Origin of the sequence: Streptomyces dangxiongensis, from assembly GCF_003675325.1 — a bacterium.
GTDB lineage: Bacteria > Actinomycetota > Actinomycetes > Streptomycetales > Streptomycetaceae > Streptomyces > Streptomyces dangxiongensis.
Map to the genome: position 1 here is coordinate 3,858,060 of NZ_CP033073.1, position 16,899 is coordinate 3,874,958.

At 72.3% G+C, this 16,899-nt stretch carries 9 protein-coding genes and 3 pseudogenes; 9 read left to right on the forward strand and 3 right to left on the reverse strand.

Annotated elements, in window-relative coordinates:
• Nucleotides 1–62: 62 nt before the first annotated feature.
• The 7 genes and pseudogenes from D9753_RS17210 to D9753_RS17240 all read left to right on the forward strand — a co-directional run bounded on the left by D9753_RS17210 (nucleotide 63) and on the right by D9753_RS17240 (nucleotide 9,198).
• Nucleotides 63–845 (forward strand): alpha/beta fold hydrolase, encoded by a 783-nt coding sequence (locus tag D9753_RS17210; RefSeq protein ID WP_121787810.1) that lies wholly within the window; start codon nucleotides 63–65, stop codon nucleotides 843–845.
• A gap of 16 nt (nucleotides 846–861) precedes the next feature.
• Nucleotides 862–1,818, forward strand: a complete 957-nt coding sequence (locus D9753_RS17215; protein ID WP_121787811.1) for an endonuclease/exonuclease/phosphatase family protein — start codon at nucleotides 862–864, stop codon at nucleotides 1,816–1,818.
• A gap of 32 nt (nucleotides 1,819–1,850) precedes the next feature.
• Nucleotides 1,851–3,721 (forward strand): annotated as a pseudogene (locus D9753_RS17220) (FUSC family protein).
• Nucleotides 3,722–3,809: 88 nt separating this feature from the next.
• Nucleotides 3,810–5,476, forward strand: a pseudogene (locus D9753_RS17225) (VWA domain-containing protein).
• Between the two features lie 102 nt (nucleotides 5,477–5,578).
• Nucleotides 5,579–7,195, forward strand: coding sequence for a methionine--tRNA ligase (metG, locus tag D9753_RS17230; RefSeq protein WP_121787812.1), 1,617 nt, complete (start codon nucleotides 5,579–5,581; stop codon nucleotides 7,193–7,195).
• A gap of 428 nt (nucleotides 7,196–7,623) precedes the next feature.
• A pseudogene (locus tag D9753_RS17235) lies at nucleotides 7,624–8,539 on the forward strand (helix-turn-helix domain-containing protein).
• Between the two features lie 47 nt (nucleotides 8,540–8,586).
• Nucleotides 8,587–9,198: a Uma2 family endonuclease gene (locus D9753_RS17240; RefSeq protein ID WP_121787813.1), complete on the forward strand. Its 612-nt coding sequence runs from the start codon at nucleotides 8,587–8,589 to the stop codon at nucleotides 9,196–9,198.
• Between the two features lie 127 nt (nucleotides 9,199–9,325).
• Here the strand turns inward: D9753_RS17240 and D9753_RS17245 are convergent, their stop codons facing one another.
• On the reverse strand, nucleotides 9,326–10,669 hold the full coding sequence (locus D9753_RS17245) for a pectate lyase family protein (RefSeq protein WP_121787814.1): 1,344 nt from the start codon (nucleotides 10,667–10,669) through the stop codon (nucleotides 9,326–9,328).
• A 171-nt stretch (nucleotides 10,670–10,840) separates the two neighbouring features.
• Between D9753_RS17245 and D9753_RS17250 the strand changes: the two genes are divergently transcribed.
• Complete coding sequence (locus D9753_RS17250; RefSeq protein ID WP_240468202.1) at nucleotides 10,841–11,581, forward strand: nucleotidyl transferase AbiEii/AbiGii toxin family protein; 741 nt, start codon at nucleotides 10,841–10,843, stop codon at nucleotides 11,579–11,581.
• An 80-nt stretch (nucleotides 11,582–11,661) separates the two neighbouring features.
• Here the strand turns inward: D9753_RS17250 and aspS are convergent, their stop codons facing one another.
• Nucleotides 11,662–13,425, reverse strand: a complete 1,764-nt coding sequence (gene aspS, locus D9753_RS17255; protein WP_121787815.1) for an aspartate--tRNA ligase — start codon at nucleotides 13,423–13,425, stop codon at nucleotides 11,662–11,664.
• A gap of 175 nt (nucleotides 13,426–13,600) precedes the next feature.
• On the opposite strand from aspS, the gene D9753_RS17260 reads away from it, so the two are divergent.
• Nucleotides 13,601–15,754: an ATP-binding SpoIIE family protein phosphatase gene (locus D9753_RS17260; RefSeq protein ID WP_121787816.1), complete on the forward strand. Its 2,154-nt coding sequence runs from the start codon at nucleotides 13,601–13,603 to the stop codon at nucleotides 15,752–15,754.
• Here the strand turns inward: D9753_RS17260 and D9753_RS17265 are convergent.
• Complete coding sequence (locus tag D9753_RS17265; RefSeq protein WP_121787817.1) at nucleotides 15,706–16,770, reverse strand: AI-2E family transporter; 1,065 nt, start codon at nucleotides 16,768–16,770, stop codon at nucleotides 15,706–15,708. The two genes, D9753_RS17260 and D9753_RS17265, sit on opposite strands and share 49 nt — an antisense overlap.
• Between the last annotated feature and the right edge of the window lie 129 nt (nucleotides 16,771–16,899).

Sequence of the window (16,899 nt, forward strand, 5' to 3'; positions counted from 1 at the left end):
TGGATTGCACCGAGTGCAAAGATCTTATTGCACCGAGTGACGGCCCGGCCTAGGGTCGGATCATGCCCCCCTTCCTCGCATACGAGGACAAGGGCCCCGGAACGTCCTCGCGGGTCCCCCTCGTCCTGGTCCACGGACACCCCTTCGACCGCACCATGTGGCAGCCGCAACTGGCCGAGTTCGCCGCCGGCCGCCGCGTGATCGCCCCCGACCTGCGCGGCTACGGCGCCTCCCCCGTCACCCCCGGCCCGGTCCCGCTCGCCCGGCACGCCGAGGACATCACCGCCCTCCTGGACCACCTCGGGGTGGGCGCCTTCGCCCTCGCCGGCCTGTCCATGGGCGGTCAGATAGCCATGGAGTGCGCCGGCCGCCTCGGCGACCGCGTCCGGGGCCTGGTCCTCGCCGACACCTTCGCCGCCGCCGAGACCCCCGAGGGCCGGCACGCCCGCGACGCCATGGCCGGCCGGCTGCTCGCCGAGGGCATGCGCGGTTACGCCGACGAGGTGCTGGAGAAGATGGTCGCCCCCTACGCCCGCCCCGAGGTCAAGGCGCACGTCCACCGCATGATGACGGCCACCTCCCCGGAGGGCGCCGCGGCGGCCCTGCGCGGCCGGGCCCGGCGCCCCGACTACCGCGACCTGCTGACCACGCTCACCGTGCCCGCCCTCGTCCTGGTCGGCGCCGACGACACCTACACCCCCGTCTCCGACGCCGAGGCCCTGCACGCGGCCCTGCCCGACTCCGTCCTGCACGTCATCGAGGGCGCCGCCCATCTGCCCAACCTGGAACGGCCCGAGGAGTTCAACCGGGCCCTGGCCGCCTTCCTGGCGCGGCTCGACGGGTGATCGTAGGCTCGCCCCCATGACCCAGCACCGCGGCCGCAGGCCCGGCGCCTGGTGTGCCGGTCTGCTGCTCGCCGGGGTGAGCGCGGTCGTCGGCTGCCGGATCGCCGACACCGACGGCATCACCCCCGTGCCCCAACTGCTCGCCTTCCTGCCCTGGCTGCTCGCACCGGCCGGTCTCGCCCTGCTGTGCGCGCTGTTCACCCGCTGGTGGACGGGCCTGGTCTGGGCAGTCGCCGTGCTCGGCCTGCTCGCCTGGTACCTGGAGCCGTACGGCAAAACCAGTGAGCCGGACGGCCCGCCCCTCGCCGCCCTCCGCGTCCTCACCGCCAACGTCGAGTTCGGCCGCGGCACCCCCGCCCTCGCCCGTGCCGTGCGCGACCGGCACCCGGACATCGTCTTCGTGCAGGAGTGCGAGTCCGGCTGCCGGGCCACCCTGGAACACGACACCGGCACCCGCTACCCGCACCGCCGGGCCGTCGAGGCGGACGGCTCCCGGGGCTCCCTCGTCCTCAGCCGCTACCCGCTGATCCCGGCCCCCGGCGTCCACGGCACCCTGGGCATGCCCGGCGCGGTCGCCGACGTCCACGGCCACGCCGTACGCCTCCAGCTCGCCCACCCCGTGCCCCCGCTGCCGGGCCGGGTCGGCGTGTGGCGCCGCGAACTCGGCCGGCTCCGCGCCTTCGCCGCCACCGGTCCCCGCACCCCCACCGTCCTCGCCGGCGACTTCAACGCCTCCCAGGACCACGCGGCCTTCCGGCACATCATCGACACCGGCCTGACCGACGCGGCCCGCCTCACCGGACACGACCGCGTCCCGAGCTGGCCGTCGCGCACCGCCTCCGTCCTCGGCGCCCAGCTCGACCACGTCCTGGTCTCCCGGGACTTCACCGCCGCCGGCGCCCGCTTCCTGCCCCTGGCCGGCACCGACCACCGCGCCCTCGTCGTGGACCTCACCCTGCGCCGACGCACCTGAACCGGTCCGATCGAAGCCGCCATAATGGGCGCATGTCCCGAGAGTTCCCCATCAGCCTCACCCCTCCCGACTGGCTGGTCCGGAACCTCAAGCCCCACCAGGCCCCCCTCAACCGGGCCGCCCTCGCCCGCGCCGCCGTCGGCATGTCCCTCCCCCTGGCCCTCGGCCTCGCCGCCGACCGCCCCGCCTACGGCGCCCTCGCGTCCATGGGCGCCCTCTCCGGCGTCATCGGCGACACCGCCGACGCCTACCGCATGCGCATCCTCAACATCGCCGTCCCGCAGTTCTTCGGCGCGGCCGGCGTGGCCCTCGGCGCACTGGCGCACGGCTACGGCTGGTACGCGGTGGCCGTCGTGACCGGTGTCGCCCTGCTGTCCGGCATGATCTCCACGATGGGCGCGGTCGCCTCCGTCTCCGGCCTGCTCCTGCTCCTGAACTGCGTGGTCGGCGCGGGCCTCCCGCTGCCCTCCCCCTGGTGGCTGGCCCCGGCCCTGATGACCGGCGGCGGCCTGCTGATCCTGCTGCTCGCCCTGCTGGCCTGGCCGCTGCGCGCGGGCGTCCCCGAACGCGCCGCGGTCGCCGCCACCTACCGCGCCGTCGCCGCGCTCCTGGCCGCCGCCGGCACGGACCGCGCCGAGGAGTACGAGGAGGCCCGCCGCACCGTCACCCAGTCCCTCAACCAGTCCTACGACCTCATCCTGGCCCGGCGCGCCCGCCACCACGGCCGCAGCCCCGAACTGACCCGGATGCTCGCCCGGTTGAACGCGATCACCCCGCTGATCGAGGCCGCCCCCGCGGCCCACCTGGCCGCCCGCCCCCCTCCCCGAGCCGATCCCCGCGACACTGCACCGGCTGGCGGACGCCGTCGAGACGGACCGCACACCCCCCACCCCCCTCACCCTGCCCCTGCCCACCACGGAGACGGCCCGCGCGGTCGACCACGCCCTGCGCCACGCCGCCGAGGTCGTCGCCACCCCCGACGTCGACCCCCGGGGCACCGACGACCGCCTCGGCCGCCCCGCCGCCCTGCGCGTCCGCACGGCCCGCGTCGCTCGCGACGTCGTCCTGTCCGCCAACTCCTGGCGCTACGGCGTACGCCTCGCCCTCTGCATCGGCATCGCCCAGGCCCTGGTCTCCCTCATCCCCGTCCCCCGCTCCTACCTGGGTCGCCCTGACCATCACCTTCGTCCTCAAACCCGACTTCGGCTCGGTCTTCTCCCGCGCCCTGCTGCGCGCCCTCGGCACGGTGGCCGGCCTGGTCGTCGCGGCGGTCGTCCTCGCCGAGGTCCCGCTGGGCTGGTGGGACGTCCCGACGCTCTTCCTCCTCGCGCCCCTGATCCCGGCCCTCACCCCCCGGGGCTACGGCTACCAGACCGCGGCCATCACCCCCGTGATCCTGCTCCTCTCCGACATCCTCAACCACCAGGGAACGGCCCTGCTGCTCCCCCGGCTGACCGACTCCCTCCTCGGCTGCGCCATCGCCCTGATCGCCGGCTACCTCCTGTGGCCCGAGAGCTGGCACACCCGCGTCGGCGACCGCCTGGCCGACGCGGTCGCCGACACGGCCGCCTACGTCGAAGCGGCCTTCGGACCCGCCCCCGACCCCGCCGCCCGCGCCCGCATGCGCCGCCGCCTCTACCGCGACCTGTCCGTCATCCGCACCGAGTTCCAGCGGGCCCTGACCGAACCCCCGCCGACCGGCCGGCGCGCCGCCGCGTGGTGGCCGCTGGTCATCGCCGTCGAACGCGTCGTGGACGCCACGACAGCGGCCCGCGTCCGCGTCCGCCGCGGCGCCAAGACCCTGACCGCCGTCCGCACCGACCTCACCGGTCCCGCGGGCAGCGTCCTCGAACCCCTCCGCCAGGAGCTGGCCGCGGCCCGCTCGATCACGTCCCCGCACTGACGCGGACCGGCCATCCGGGGCCGCTAACCTTACGTGTCCGTCCTGGCCAGTGATTGACGGGCTACAACTCACGCGAAGGGTTGCGCACATGGGCATTCTCACTCTCCTGCGGAACGCGTTCGGCCGCTCACGCAAGGCACGAGCCACCGAGGCGGAGGGTGCGGACCGGTCCCCCGAGCGCACCCCCGCCTCCGCCATCCCGGCCCCCACCGACGAGCACGAGCTGGTGGCGGCGGCCTTCGACAAGGTAAAGATCCCCGCCCCGACAGCCCCCGAGAAAACCCCCGAACCCGACCACACGCCCGAGCCCGAGGCCACCGCTGAGGCGGAGGAGGCTCCGGCTGAGGAGAAGGCCGAGGCCGAGGCCACGGCCAACGCCGAGGGCGAGGCCACGGCCAAGGAGCACGCCGAACCCAAGGCCACGGCCGACGCCGAGGCCGAGGCGGAGAAGCACGCCGAACCCAAGGCCACGGCTGAGGAGAAGGCCGAGGCCGGCGCCGCGCCCGAGGGGAAGGCCGAGGCCGAGGTCTCGGCCGACACCGAGCCTGAAGCCACGGCCGACACCGAGGCCGAGGCCGCGTCCGAGACGACGACCGCGGCTGAGGAGGAGACTCAGGGGACGACGGGCCCGGCCGAGGATGCGGCGGAGGAGTCGCCCGCGGTCGAGGACGGTCCGGAGTCCGAGCAGGGCACTGAGCAGTCGGCCACGGCGGAGGCGGAGCCGGCGTCCGTGGAGGCCGCCGGGACGACGGCCGAGGAGACCGCACCGGCCGAGGACACGGTCGCAGCCGCAGCCGAGGAGGCCGAGCGCACCGCCCCGGCCACCGAGGCGGAGCCCGAGCCGGAGGCCGACCGGAGCACGCCGGTGGCCGAGGAGACCGCACCGGAGCCGGAGCCGGCGACGGCCGAGGCCGGCACCGTGGAGGAGCCGGAATCCCCGGAGACCGTCCCCACCGAGACGACGGCCCCGCAGGCCGCCGACGGCGAGGACGCCTCACCGGGGGCACCCGCACCCGACGACGAGACCCGCACGGGTGGTGCGGGTGGGAACACGGACGCCGAAGGCGAAGCCGAGACGGAACCCCACCCCGCCCTCCCCCTCGCGGAGCTGAAGCGCGCCGCCCCCCGCCCTCGCCACCGCGTACAAGGCCGCGGCAGCCACCCTCACGAAGACCGGCCTCACCGGCACCCGAGCCAAGCTCTACCTCGTGCTGGACCGCTCCGCGAGCATGCGCCCGTACTACAAGGACGGTTCCGCCCAGGCCCTCGCCGACCAGACCCTCGCTCTCGCCGCGCACCTGGACCCCGGAGGCCACGGTCCACGTCGTCTTCTTCTCCACGGAGGTGGACGGCACCACCGACCTCACCCTCACCCCGGACCACGAGACGAAGATCGACGACGTGCACGCCGGCCTCGGCCGCATGGGCCGTACCAGCTATCACGCCGCCGTGGACGCCGTACTCGCCCACTACGACGAGAAGGTCGCCCCCGGCACCCCGGCCCTGGTCGTCTTCCAGACCGACGGCGCCCCGGACGCGAAGACCCCGGCGACCCAGTCCCTCACGAAGGCCGCGGCCGGCCACCCCGCCGTCTTCTTCTCCTTCGTCGCCTTCGGTGAGCACGACAACAAGGCCTTCGACTACCTCCGCAGGCTGAAGACCGGCAACACGTCCTTCCTCCACGCCGGACCGACGCCCCGCGAGCTGACGGACACCGAGCTGTACGAGGGCGTACTGGCCACCTGGCGCCCTTAGCCACCCGCGCGGGGGGCGGGCCGCCGTCCACATCACCGACACCGGTCCACCCCCCGAAACGCGTGTGAGTCGATCTTCGGTGGGCCAGTAGGATTTCGACTTATGGCGGCCACTGGATCCGAGAAGCAGGGTGGAAAGGCGTACTACGTCTCCACCCCCATTTACTACGTCAACGACGCTCCTCACCTGGGCCACGCCTACACGACCGTCGCAGGGGACGTGCTCACCCGCTGGCACCGTCAGCGCGGCGAGAAGGTGTGGTACCTCACCGGCACGGACGAGCACGGTCAGAAGATCATGCGTACGGCCGAAGCCAACGGGGTGACGCCCCAGGAGTGGGCCGACAAGCTCGTCACCGAGGCTTGGAAGCCGCTCTGGGAGCACCTGGAGATCGCGAACGACGACTTCATCCGCACCACACAGAAGCGCCACACCGACCGCGTCCAGGAATTCGTCCAGGATCTGTACGACAAGGGCGAGATCTACAAGGGCGGCTACGAGGGCCCGTACTGCGTGGGCTGCGAGGAATACAAGCTTCCGGGCGAACTCCTTGATGGTGAAGGCGAGTTCGCGGGTCAGAAACTGTGCCCGATCCACAAGAAGCCGGTGGAGACCCTCAGCGAGGAGAACTACTTCTTCAAGCTGAGCGAGTACGGCGACAAGCTGCTCGCCCATTACGAGGCGAACCCCGGCTTCATCCAGCCCGAGTCCGCGCGCAACGAGGTCCTGAACTTCGTCCGCCAGGGCCTCCAGGACCTGTCCATCTCGCGCTCGACCTTCGACTGGGGCATCCCGATCCCCTGGGACGACAAGCACGTGATCTACGTGTGGGTCGACGCACTGCTGAACTACGCCACGGCGGTCGGCTACAACGAGAACCAGGAGAAGTTCGAGGCGACCTTCCCGGCCGACGTCCACCTGGTCGGCAAGGACATCCTGCGTTTCCACGCGGTGATCTGGCCCGCCATGCTGATGGCGCAGGGTCTGCCGCTCCCCGGCAGGATCGCCGCCAACGGCTGGCTGATGGTCGGCGGCGAGAAAATGTCGAAGTCGAACCTGACCGGCATCAAGCCGCAGGACCTCACCTCGCACTTCGGCGTGGACGCCTACCGCTGGTACTTCCTGCGGGCCATCGCCTTCGGCCAGGACGGCTCCTTCTCCTGGGAGGACTTCTCCGCCCGCTACACCTCCGAGCTGGCCAACGACTATGGCAACCTCGCCTCGCGCGTGGCCGCCATGGTCGGCAAGTACTTCGGCGGCGCACTGCCGGAAGCGACTGCCGACGGTGAGGCGGAGAAGGCCGTCCATGACGGGCTGGCGAGGGCCGTGACCGAGGCGGACCGCCGCATCGGCGACGAGCTGGACTTCCAGGGCGGCATCCTGGCCGTCTTCGACTTCGTCAAGCAGGTCAACGGCTACATCACGGAGCAGGAACCGTGGAAGGTGGCCAAGGACACGTCGGAGGAGGGCAAGGGCCGTCTGGCCACGATCCTCTACACGGCCGCGGAGTCCCTCCGTGCTGTGGCGGTGCTGCTGAACCCCGTCATGCCGGAGACCTCCCAGAAGCTCTGGGACTCCCTCGGCGCGGACGCCTCGCTCGGCGCCCTGGCCGACCAGCGGGTCCAGGAGGCCGGTGTATGGGGCAAGCTGCCGGCCGGTTCCACGGTCACCAAGGGCGCGGTCCTCTTCCCGCGCCTGGAGGAGAAGCCGACCGCGTAGGGCGCACCCCTGACGCGCAGAGGCCCGGAAACACTTGTTTCCGGGCCTCTTCACCGTGGTTCCCCGGCGGTAGGCCAGACCCGCCCAACCGGGGTATCACCGTCCGCCCACTGCCCGTGTACCGGTGACCGCTCGCAGATCGAACGACGGGCCATCCACACGGCCACCGCCACCGCCCGCCGCAGCCTCGACTGCCGTCGCACGCGACCAGCGGAAACAGCACAGGCACCGGAACCCGACAGCGTGGGTTCCGGTGCCGTCGGCGGTCTCCCCCGAGTGAACATCACCAACTGAGCTGGATTCGGCACCGGTTGTCCGCCCTACGCTCAGCGCAGCACGGCACGACAACCCCGGACATACGACGGCCCTCGCAGGGACTGGCATCCCGTTGCGAGGGCCTGACCACCAAGGAAGTAACAGCCTTCCCGATGGACACCCAAGACACTAGCGTGCGCCCGCACGCCCAGTCCCGTATCGGCGGGAAAAACCACCCGCACCGGCGCTCCCCGGCGAACGCGACCGCGCACGCGCGTCCCGGCGGCGTCACCCACGACAACACCCGCCACACCACCCGCTTCACGGTGATCGGCAACCACCTCACGCAGCACCGGGACCTGTCGCTGCTGGCGATCGGCCTGGCCTGCCACATCCAGTTCCTCCCGGCGGGCGCTCCCATCGGCATCAAGACCCTGGCGGCCCGCTTCCCCGAGGGTCCGACCCGGATCGCCGCGGCCCTGCGCGAGCTGGAGGCCCACGGCTACCTGCGCCGCACCCGCGAACGCACGCCGGCCGGCCATCGTCACCCGCACCGTCTCCTGCAACCAGCCGGGCCGCCGGAACGACCCCGACTCCCCCGAGACGGCCCCGTCCGAGCCCCGCGCCCGCCGCGCGACCACGGCCCCGCGACAGAAGCCCCCACGCCGCGCAGCCCTCCCGGCCGTACCGAAGCCCGCCTACAGCTCGCCCGCCCTCTTGCGGACGGCCGTCGACGTCCTCGCCGGTCTCCGCCGCACCGACCCCCGTCTCCTCCTCTCCGCCACCGACACCGAGCACCTCGCCCCCGGCGTCGTCGCCTGGCTGGAGCGGGACCTGCCCTCCACCGCCGTACACCACGCCCTGACCGCCGACCTGCCGCCGGAACCCCTGCTCCGCCCGGCCGCGCTCCTGGCCCACCGCCTGACGGTCAAGCTCCCGCCCCTTCCGCCGTACCGAGCACCCGCGTCCCGACCGGCCGTCCCGCACTCCCTCGTGAACTGCGACGGCTGCGACCGCGCCTTCCGCGGCCCCTCCGGCGGTCACTGCGGCGATTGCCGGTCCGATCCTCCTCGAGGCCGCCTAGCATGAACGTGACGATCCTTGCCCCTGGGCACAGACGACGAGGAGCGAGCGCCATGACCATCGCCCCGGAGGACGCGCGGCAGGGCGCCTCCCACCTGTACCGGGTCATGCGCGACTTCGTTCGGTCCGCGGACGACAACCTCCCCGGCAAGTTCGAGATCACCAAAGAAGGAATCGTCCTCGACATGATGTCGCCCATGAAGCCGCACGAGCTCACCGTGCTGCGCGTCCGCAAGCGCCTGGAAAAGGTGATGCCGGACGAGATCGTGGCGCACACGGGTGAACCCGACGTGGAGGACGAGCACGAGGGCATCATGCGCCGGCCCGACGTGATGGTGATCGCCGAGGCGGAGATGGAAGGAGAGGGTTCCTTCGCCCCACGCTCGCTGGTCGCCGCCGTGGAGGTCGTCTCCCGCTCCAACCCGGACAACGACTGGGTCACCAAGATGCGCGACTACCCGCTCATGGGCGTCCCCGTCTACGCGGTCTTCGACCCCCGCACCGGCACCGGCACCGTCCTCACCGACATTCACGCCACCCCCGACGGCCCCCGCTACGCCACCCGCAAGGACTTCGTCTACGGGGAGGACGTGACCATCGCGGACTGGACCATCTCCACCGAGGACCTGCCGCGTTACGAACACGGGACCGGCGAGCGGCGGTGAGCCCCGCTCCCGCTTCGCCCGGAAGGCTCCGCGGGAGCTGAGCGCCGTCCTGACGAAGCCATGGTGGACGGTACTGCGGGGCCCGGAGAGCATCGGTGCGCTTCCCGGACCCCTCGGTCGGTGATCCTTACTTCAGCACACCGGCACCGGTGGTCGTCGCCAGTTCCGTCGGGAGGTTCTTCGCCGACGTCTCCAGGCCCGCGGTGAGCGTCGGGGTCCAGTTCACCGTCGTCCTGATCTTCTTGGAGGAGGCGGCGTTGTACGCGGCGACCAGGTCGGTGGCCGTGCCGTTGACGAGGTTGCCGCTGCCCGCGACCGACCCGGTGCCGTCGCCGCTGAGCAGCTTGGCGACCTTGCCGCCGGACGGCACCGTCCAGTAGTTGTCCTCGGCGACGACCTGGGCCTTCGCGCGGGAGTTGATGCTGTACAGGGGCGCGTAGCCGTCGACGGTCGTCGTGTCGTACACGTTGTTGTAGACGTGGATCTGGCCGATGCGGGCGAGCGGGGCGCGCTGGACGATGCCCTTCCACACGTTGTGGTGGATGGAGACCCGCAGCTTGCCGGTGCTGTCCTTGTCGCTGGAGCCGATCAGCATCGTCTTGTCGTGGTCGGTGAACCGGTTGCGCTCGACGGTCACCAGGTCGGAGCCGTTGGTGATGTCGAGGGCGCCGTCGTGTATCTGGTACTCGCGGCCGAAGTACCTGGGGTTGGCCCGGTCGAGGTGGGGGGCGTCGGTGAACGTGTTGTGGTCCGCCCACACGTGCGTGGCGCCGCGCAGGGTGACGGCGTCGTAGGCGGAGTTCCAGTTGCCGTCGTCGCCGTCGGTCGGGTCCCACTGCGGGAAGCAGTCCTCGGTGGCGGAGAAGGCCAGGTTGCGGATGATGACGTTGTCGACGCTCTTCACCTGGAGGCTGCCGCCGGTGATCCCGGCGCCGGTGCCGGGCACGCCCATGATCGTGGTGTTGGCGGGCACCTTGAAGACGATGTTCTTCGCCTGCTTGTCCTGGGCGGCGGCGCGGGCCTTCTCCTGGGTGCCGGAGGGCAGCTTGGCGCGGCCGTAGGTGGCGGGGTCGTACGCCTTGAGGTAGGCCGACAGCGCGTACCCGGTGCCGGCCGCGTAGTCCGCGCAGGTCAGCTTCTTGCCGCTGTCGTCGGTGTTGGCGTCGATGGTGCCCTTGACCTTGATGATCCGGGGCGTGGTGTCGGAGGCCGAACCGAGGGCCTTCACGAGCTGGGCGCGGCTGGCGACGGTGAAGGTGTGCGCGGAGTCGGCCTTCGCGCCGCCGGTGGTCCCCGTGCCGGAGGCGGCCCAGCCGTCCTTGGCGGTGAGCGTCTGGTGGTACAGGTCGACGGCGTCGGCGTTCGCGGTCATCACGAACACCCCGGCGCCGACACCGGCGGCCACTACGGCGGCGGACACGGCGAGGGCGCGCCGCCCGCGGAGGGACCGGCGGTGGGAGGGAGCTGCCACGGAGGAGTCCTTAAGGGTCTGCTGGACGAGTCTTACGCCCCCTCAGTGGCCGCCGGCCGCCGGAAGGTTGCCGCGTCCGGAGCAATTCCTTCGGGTGATCCGTGGGCTTCCGGCGCCCCTGTCGCGCCGGACGTCGCGTGTGCGTGCCGGGAAGCCGGAAATGATCTCCCCGTGGACATCCCCGAACCCCATCACCGCCTCCTCGCGGACGTCGTCCCGGCGGGCGGACCGTACGGCCTGGTACTCGCCGGCGGGTACGCGCTCCAGGCCCACGGGCTGCTGCGGCGCCCGCACGCCGACCTCGATCTCGCCACGGAGAGTTCCGGGGCCATGGAGCACATCGCCGCCACCGTCGGCGCGGCGCTGGAGGCGCGGGGGCGGCAGGTGCGCACCGGCGCCGGCACCGCGCTCACCGCGCAGCTAACGGTCACGGACCCGGTGAGCGGCGAGGAGTGCGCGCTCACGCTGCACAAGGAGGTGTTCTGGCAGCCGCCGGAACTCACCGGGTACGGCCTGGCGCTGTCCCTGGAGGACGCGGTCGGTACGAAGATCCGCGCGCTGTACGACCGGGGCGCGGCCGTCGACCTCGTGGACGCGCGGGCGGCGGCGGCCCGGTTCTCCCTGCCGCGTCTGGAGGAGCTGGGCCGCCGGCACGCCCACGACTCCTTCGACCTGCCCACCCTCCAGTCCCGGCTGACCGGAACGGACTTCTACGCCGACGCCGACTTCCTCCGCCTCGGGCTGGACGGTGAGCGGATCGCCGCCCTGCGCGCCTGGGCCCAGCACTGGTCCGACGACATCGCCGAGCGGCTGCTGGAGGACGGGGCCTCACCCGACGCCATGGCCGAGGACGGCGACGACGACGGCGAGGACGGGTACGACGGTGAGGCCGGCCCGGGCACCCGCGGCTAGCGAGGGTCCGGAGACGGCTGTGCGCGCCGATCGTCGAGAGTGGGTCAGGACGGATCGGCGCGCACCGGCGACAGCGTGCCCTACTTCGGCTGCGGCTTCCTGATGTTCAGGTGCAGCTCGCGCAGGCGGGTTTCCTCCAGCTCGGTCGGGGCGCCCATCATCAGATCCTGGGCGTTGCCGTTGAGCGGGAAGGCGATCGTCTCGCGGATGTTGGGCTCGTCCGCGAGGAGCATGACGATACGGTCCACGCCCGGGGCGATGCCGCCGTGCGGCGGGGCGCCGAAGCGGAACGCGCGGAGCATTCCCGCGAACTCACGCTCGGTGGTCTCGTGGTCGTAGCCCGCGATCTCGAAGGCCTTCAGCATGATGTCCGGCTCGTGGTTCCGGATCGCGCCGGAGGACAGCTCGACGCCGTTGCACACGAAGTCGTACTGCCAGGCCAGGACATCCAGCGGGTCCTGGTTCTCCAGCGCGTCCATGCCGCCCTGCGGCATCGAGAACGGGTTGTGCGAGAAGTCGATCCGGCCGGTCTCCTCGTCCTTCTCGAACATCGGGAAGTCGACGATCCAGCAGAAGCGGAAGACGTTCTCCTCGAACTGGCCGGCCCGCTTGGCGGCCTCGACGCGGACCGCGCCCATGATCTTGGAGACCTCGTCGAACTCGCCCGCGCCGAAGAACACCGCGTGGCCGGGGGCGAGGGAGAGCCGCTTGGTCAGCTCCGCGACGTTCTCCTCGGTGAGGAACTTCGCGATCGGGCCGGACAGCGCGCCGTCCTCACCGACGCGGACCCAGGCCAGGCCCTTCGCGCCCAGCGTCACGGCGAAGTCACCGAGCTGGTCGAAGAACTTGCGCGGCTGGCCCTGGACCGCCGGCACCGGCAGGGCGCGCACGTGCTTGCCGGCGAACGCCTTGAACTCCGAGCCCTCGAAGACGTCGGTGATGTCCACCAGCTCCAGCTTGGCGCGCAGGTCCGGCTTGTCGGAGCCGTACTTGAGCATCGCCTCGCGGAACGGGATGCGCGGGAACGGGGAGGTGACGTGGCGTCCCCCGCCGAACTCCTCGAACAGCTCGGTCATCAGCCGCTCGATCGGCCGGAAGACGTCCTCCTGCTCCACGAAGCTCATCTCGACGTCGAGCTGGTAGAACTCGCCCGGCGAGCGGTCGGCGCGGGCGTCCTCGTCGCGGAAGCAGGGCGCGATCTGGAAGTAGCGGTCGAAGCCGGAGATCATCAATAGCTGCTTGAACTGCTGCGGGGCCTGCGGCAGGGCGTAGAACCTGCCCGGGTGCAGCCGGGAGGGGACCACGAAGTCACGGGCGCCCTCGGGGGAGGTGGCCGTCAGGATCGGGGTCGCCATCTCGTTGAAGCCGAGCGCCGTCATCTTCTGGCGGATCGCGCCGATGACCGCCGTACGCAGCATGATGTTGCGGTGCATGCGCTCGCGGCGCAGGTCCAGGAAGCGGTACTCCAGGCGCCGCTCCTCGTTGACCCCGTCCTCGGCGTTGATGGTGAAGGGCAGCGGCTGGGCCGCGCCGAGCAGCTCGACCTCGGCGACCTCGACCTCGACCTCGCCGGTCGGCAGGTCGGGGTTGACGTTCTCGGCGCCGCGGGAGACGACGCGGCCGTCGACGCGGACCGTGGACTCCTTGGAGATGCTGTCCAGGGCCTCGTACGCGGGGGTGCCGGGGCGGGCGACCAACTGGGTGATGCCGTAGTGGTCGCGCAGATCGATGAAGAGGATGCCGCCCAGGTCGCGCCGATTGTGCAGCCAGCCGCTCAGCCGGACGTCGGTGCCGACGTCAGAGGCGCGGAGCTGGCCGCAGGTGTGGGACCTGTACCGATGCATCGTCGTTCATCGTCCTTCGTGGTGGGGTTCCTCCCGCCGGCTCTGCCGACCGGCGGGAACGGGCACGGGGCCCGGACCCGTCAAGGGTACCGGGCAGCCCGTGATCGGCTCCCCACCATTACCGTCCGCTCGCCTACACTGGCAGCTATCGTTCATATCTCCCTAAAGTAGGGCAATGCGCACAGGCGAGCCCTTCCCGTCCGTCGAGGACGTCCTCGCCGCCCTCGCGACCGGGACGTGGCACTGGGACACGGCAACCGGGCTGGTCACCGTGGACGCGGAGGCGGCGCGGCTGCTCGGGCTGCCCGCGGAGCCGGCCACCCTCACCGAGGCCCAGACCCGGGCCCGGCTGCACCCGGTCGACTGGAGCGAGATCACCGGCGTGGTGCCGCTGGCGGTCGCCGAGGGCACCCTCGCCGAGGTCCGGATCCGGATCATGGACGAGGAGGGCGACGTCCTGCGGGTCGTCCGCAGCCGCTCCAAGCCGTCCTTCGACCCCGAACGGCGGGCGTACGAGCTGATCGGCACCCTCCAGGAGGTGACCGAGCCGATCCCGGGCACGGCAGCCGCCCGCAGCGCGGTCACCGGCGACTGGCGGCGCTCCCGGGAGGCGTTCCTGCTGGACGCGGGCCGGGCGCTGGCCGAGGCCCGGTCGACGGAGGAGGTTCTGCGGGTGGTGGCCGGCCTGTCGATGCCGGGGTTCACCCCGGACGGACTCATCCTGTTCGGCGTCGAGGGCGACCGGCTGACCATCACCGGCCAGCACGGGCACCAGCCCGGTGACATGGGCCCCTTCGCGTACATGCCGCTGACCACCGACTACCCGGCGACCGAGGTGGTCCGCACCGGCCGCGCGGTCTACCTGTCCTCCCCCGAGGAGTACAAGGCCCGCTACCCGGCCACCTGGCCGCTCGCCCGGCACTTCGCCCGCCGGTCCTGGGCGTTCCTGCCGCTGACCTTGGCCGGGCGCACCATGGGCACCTGGATGGCGGGCTTCACCTATCCGGTGGCGTTCACGCCCGACGAGCGGGCCGTGCTGGCGACGGTCGCCCGGATGCTCGCCCAGGCCCTGTCCCGAGCCGGCACCGCCGAGTCCGAGCGGGAGCTGACCGACGGGCTCCAGCGCTCCATGCTGCCGTCGCTGGGCCCCGAGATCCCGGGCATGCGGGTGGCCGCCCGCTACATCCCGACCGGCGGCGGACTCCAGGTCGGCGGCGACTGGTACGACATGATCCCGCTGCCCTCCGGCCGCTTCGCGCTGGTCATCGGCGACGTCCAGGGCCACGACGTCCGCGCCGCCGGGCTCATGGGCCAGTTGCGCATCGCACTGCGCGCCTACGCCGCCGAGGGACACCGCCCGGACGCCGTCCTCACCCGCGCCTCCCGCTTCCTGCACGGCATCACGCACGACGAACAGATGACCGACCTGCGGTTCGCGACCTGCCTGTACGGCGAGGTCGACCCGGCGACCGGGATGCTGGAGATCGCCCGCGCCGGGCATCCGCACCCGGTGATCCGGATGGCCGACGGCACGGTGATGCTGCGGCCGACGGCGGGCGGACTGCCCCTGGGCATCGACCCGGACGCCGACTACCCGACGACCCGGTTCGCCCTCGAACCCGGCGAGACGCTGATGCTGTGCACCGACGGCCTGATCGAGACCGGCGGACACGACATGGCCAGCGGCTGGCACCGGCTGCGGGCGATCCTGGAGGAGCATCAGGACGACCTGGAGACGCTGGCCGACGCGCTGGTGCAAGGCGTGCACGGGCCGTCCTCCCACCACACCACCGGCCCGCTGGCCGACCGCCGTGAGGACGACATCGCGCTGCTGCTGCTCTGCCGGCCCGGTGCGGACGGCGGCTGCTCGGCCGCCTCCGTACAGGACACGGCCGTACCGCCCAGGGTGCGGCGCACGCTGCTGTCGGTGGGGCAGGACGAACCCGAGCGGATCGCCGAGGCGCGTCAGTACCTGCGCGACCTGCTGCACGACTGGGCGTCGGCCGACCAGGTGGACTCGGCGGTGCTGCTGGTCTCCGAGATGGTCACCAACGTGCTGGTGCACACCGACGCCGACGCACTGCTGCTCGCCGAGGTCACCGGCGAGGGCGGCGGGCGGCGGCTGCGGGTGGAGGTCTTCGACACCGGCGACGACCTCCCGCACAAGCGCCGCCCCGGCGAACTGGCCTCCTCCGGCCGCGGCCTGATGCTGATCGAGCTGCTCGCGGACGGGTGGGGGGTGGACCCGCGGGGCGAGGGCAAGAGCATCTGGTTCGTCCTCTACGAGCCGCCGGACGCGTCGGCGGACGGCCCGGACCCTGCCGTGTGACGTTCCTTCAACTCCCGTACGACCCCGAAGGCCGCCGCGGTCAGCGGGACCGAGAGGAGCATGCCGAGGACGCCCGCTACGGAGGCGCCCGCGGTGATCGCCAGCAGCACCACGGCCGGGTGCATCTGCACGGTCCGGCTCTGGATCACCGGCTGGAGCACGTGCCCCTCCAGCAGTTGCACGGCGAGCACCACCCCGAACGCCCACAGCGCGATGACGAAACCCCGGTCGGCGAGGGCGACCAGCACCGCCACCGCACCGGAGACGAACGCCCCCAGGTACGGGATGTAGGCGCCGACGAAGACGAGCGCCCCCAGCCCGACCGCGCCGGGCACCCCGAGGACGAGCAGGCCGACGGTGATGCACAGGGCGTCGATGAGGGCGATGAGGGTGGTCCCGCGCATGAACCCCTCGACCGCGGCGAAGGCCCGCCGGCCGATGGCCTCCACGGTGTCGGCGGTGCCGCCGGGCGCGAGCGACCTCGCGGCGGCCACGGCCCGCTGGGAGTCGCGCAGGAAGAAGAAGACCAGCAGCAGCGCGAGCACGGCCATGGCGACGGTCTCGCCGACGAGACCGACCCCGCTGATGACGTTGGACACGGCGGTCCCGCCGAACCGCCCCAGCAGCTTGCGCGCGTTGCCGGGGAAATCACCGAGCCCGGACCCGGCGGCCCCGAAGTGCCGCGTGACGCTGTGGGCGCCGGCCCGCAGCGAGGCGAGGATCTGCCCGCCGGTGTCGATCAGCGCGGCGACGATGATGTACAGGGCACCGCCGACGACGGCCACCACGGCCACGCAGGTCAGCCCGGCCGCGACCGACGGCTGCACCCCGGCCCGCACCAGCCGCCGGTACAGCGGCCCGAGCAGCGCGGTCCCGAGCAGCGCGAGCAGCACCGGCGTGACGGCCGTACGCAGCTCCGCGCACAGCCGCACCCCGACCCAGCCCACCCCCGCGACGAGCAGCAGCACGACGCACCAGGCAGCGAGCCGCCGAACGGCCGCGGGCAACAGAAGCACACCCCCACCCGACCACACACCCCGGCGCCTGTCCTACGACCGGGGGCCGGGCGGGTGAGCACGGGAGGGAGGTCCGGGTGACGGCCGCGCGGCCCGGCGAGCACACGTACGCACGGGCGGCCGGGACGG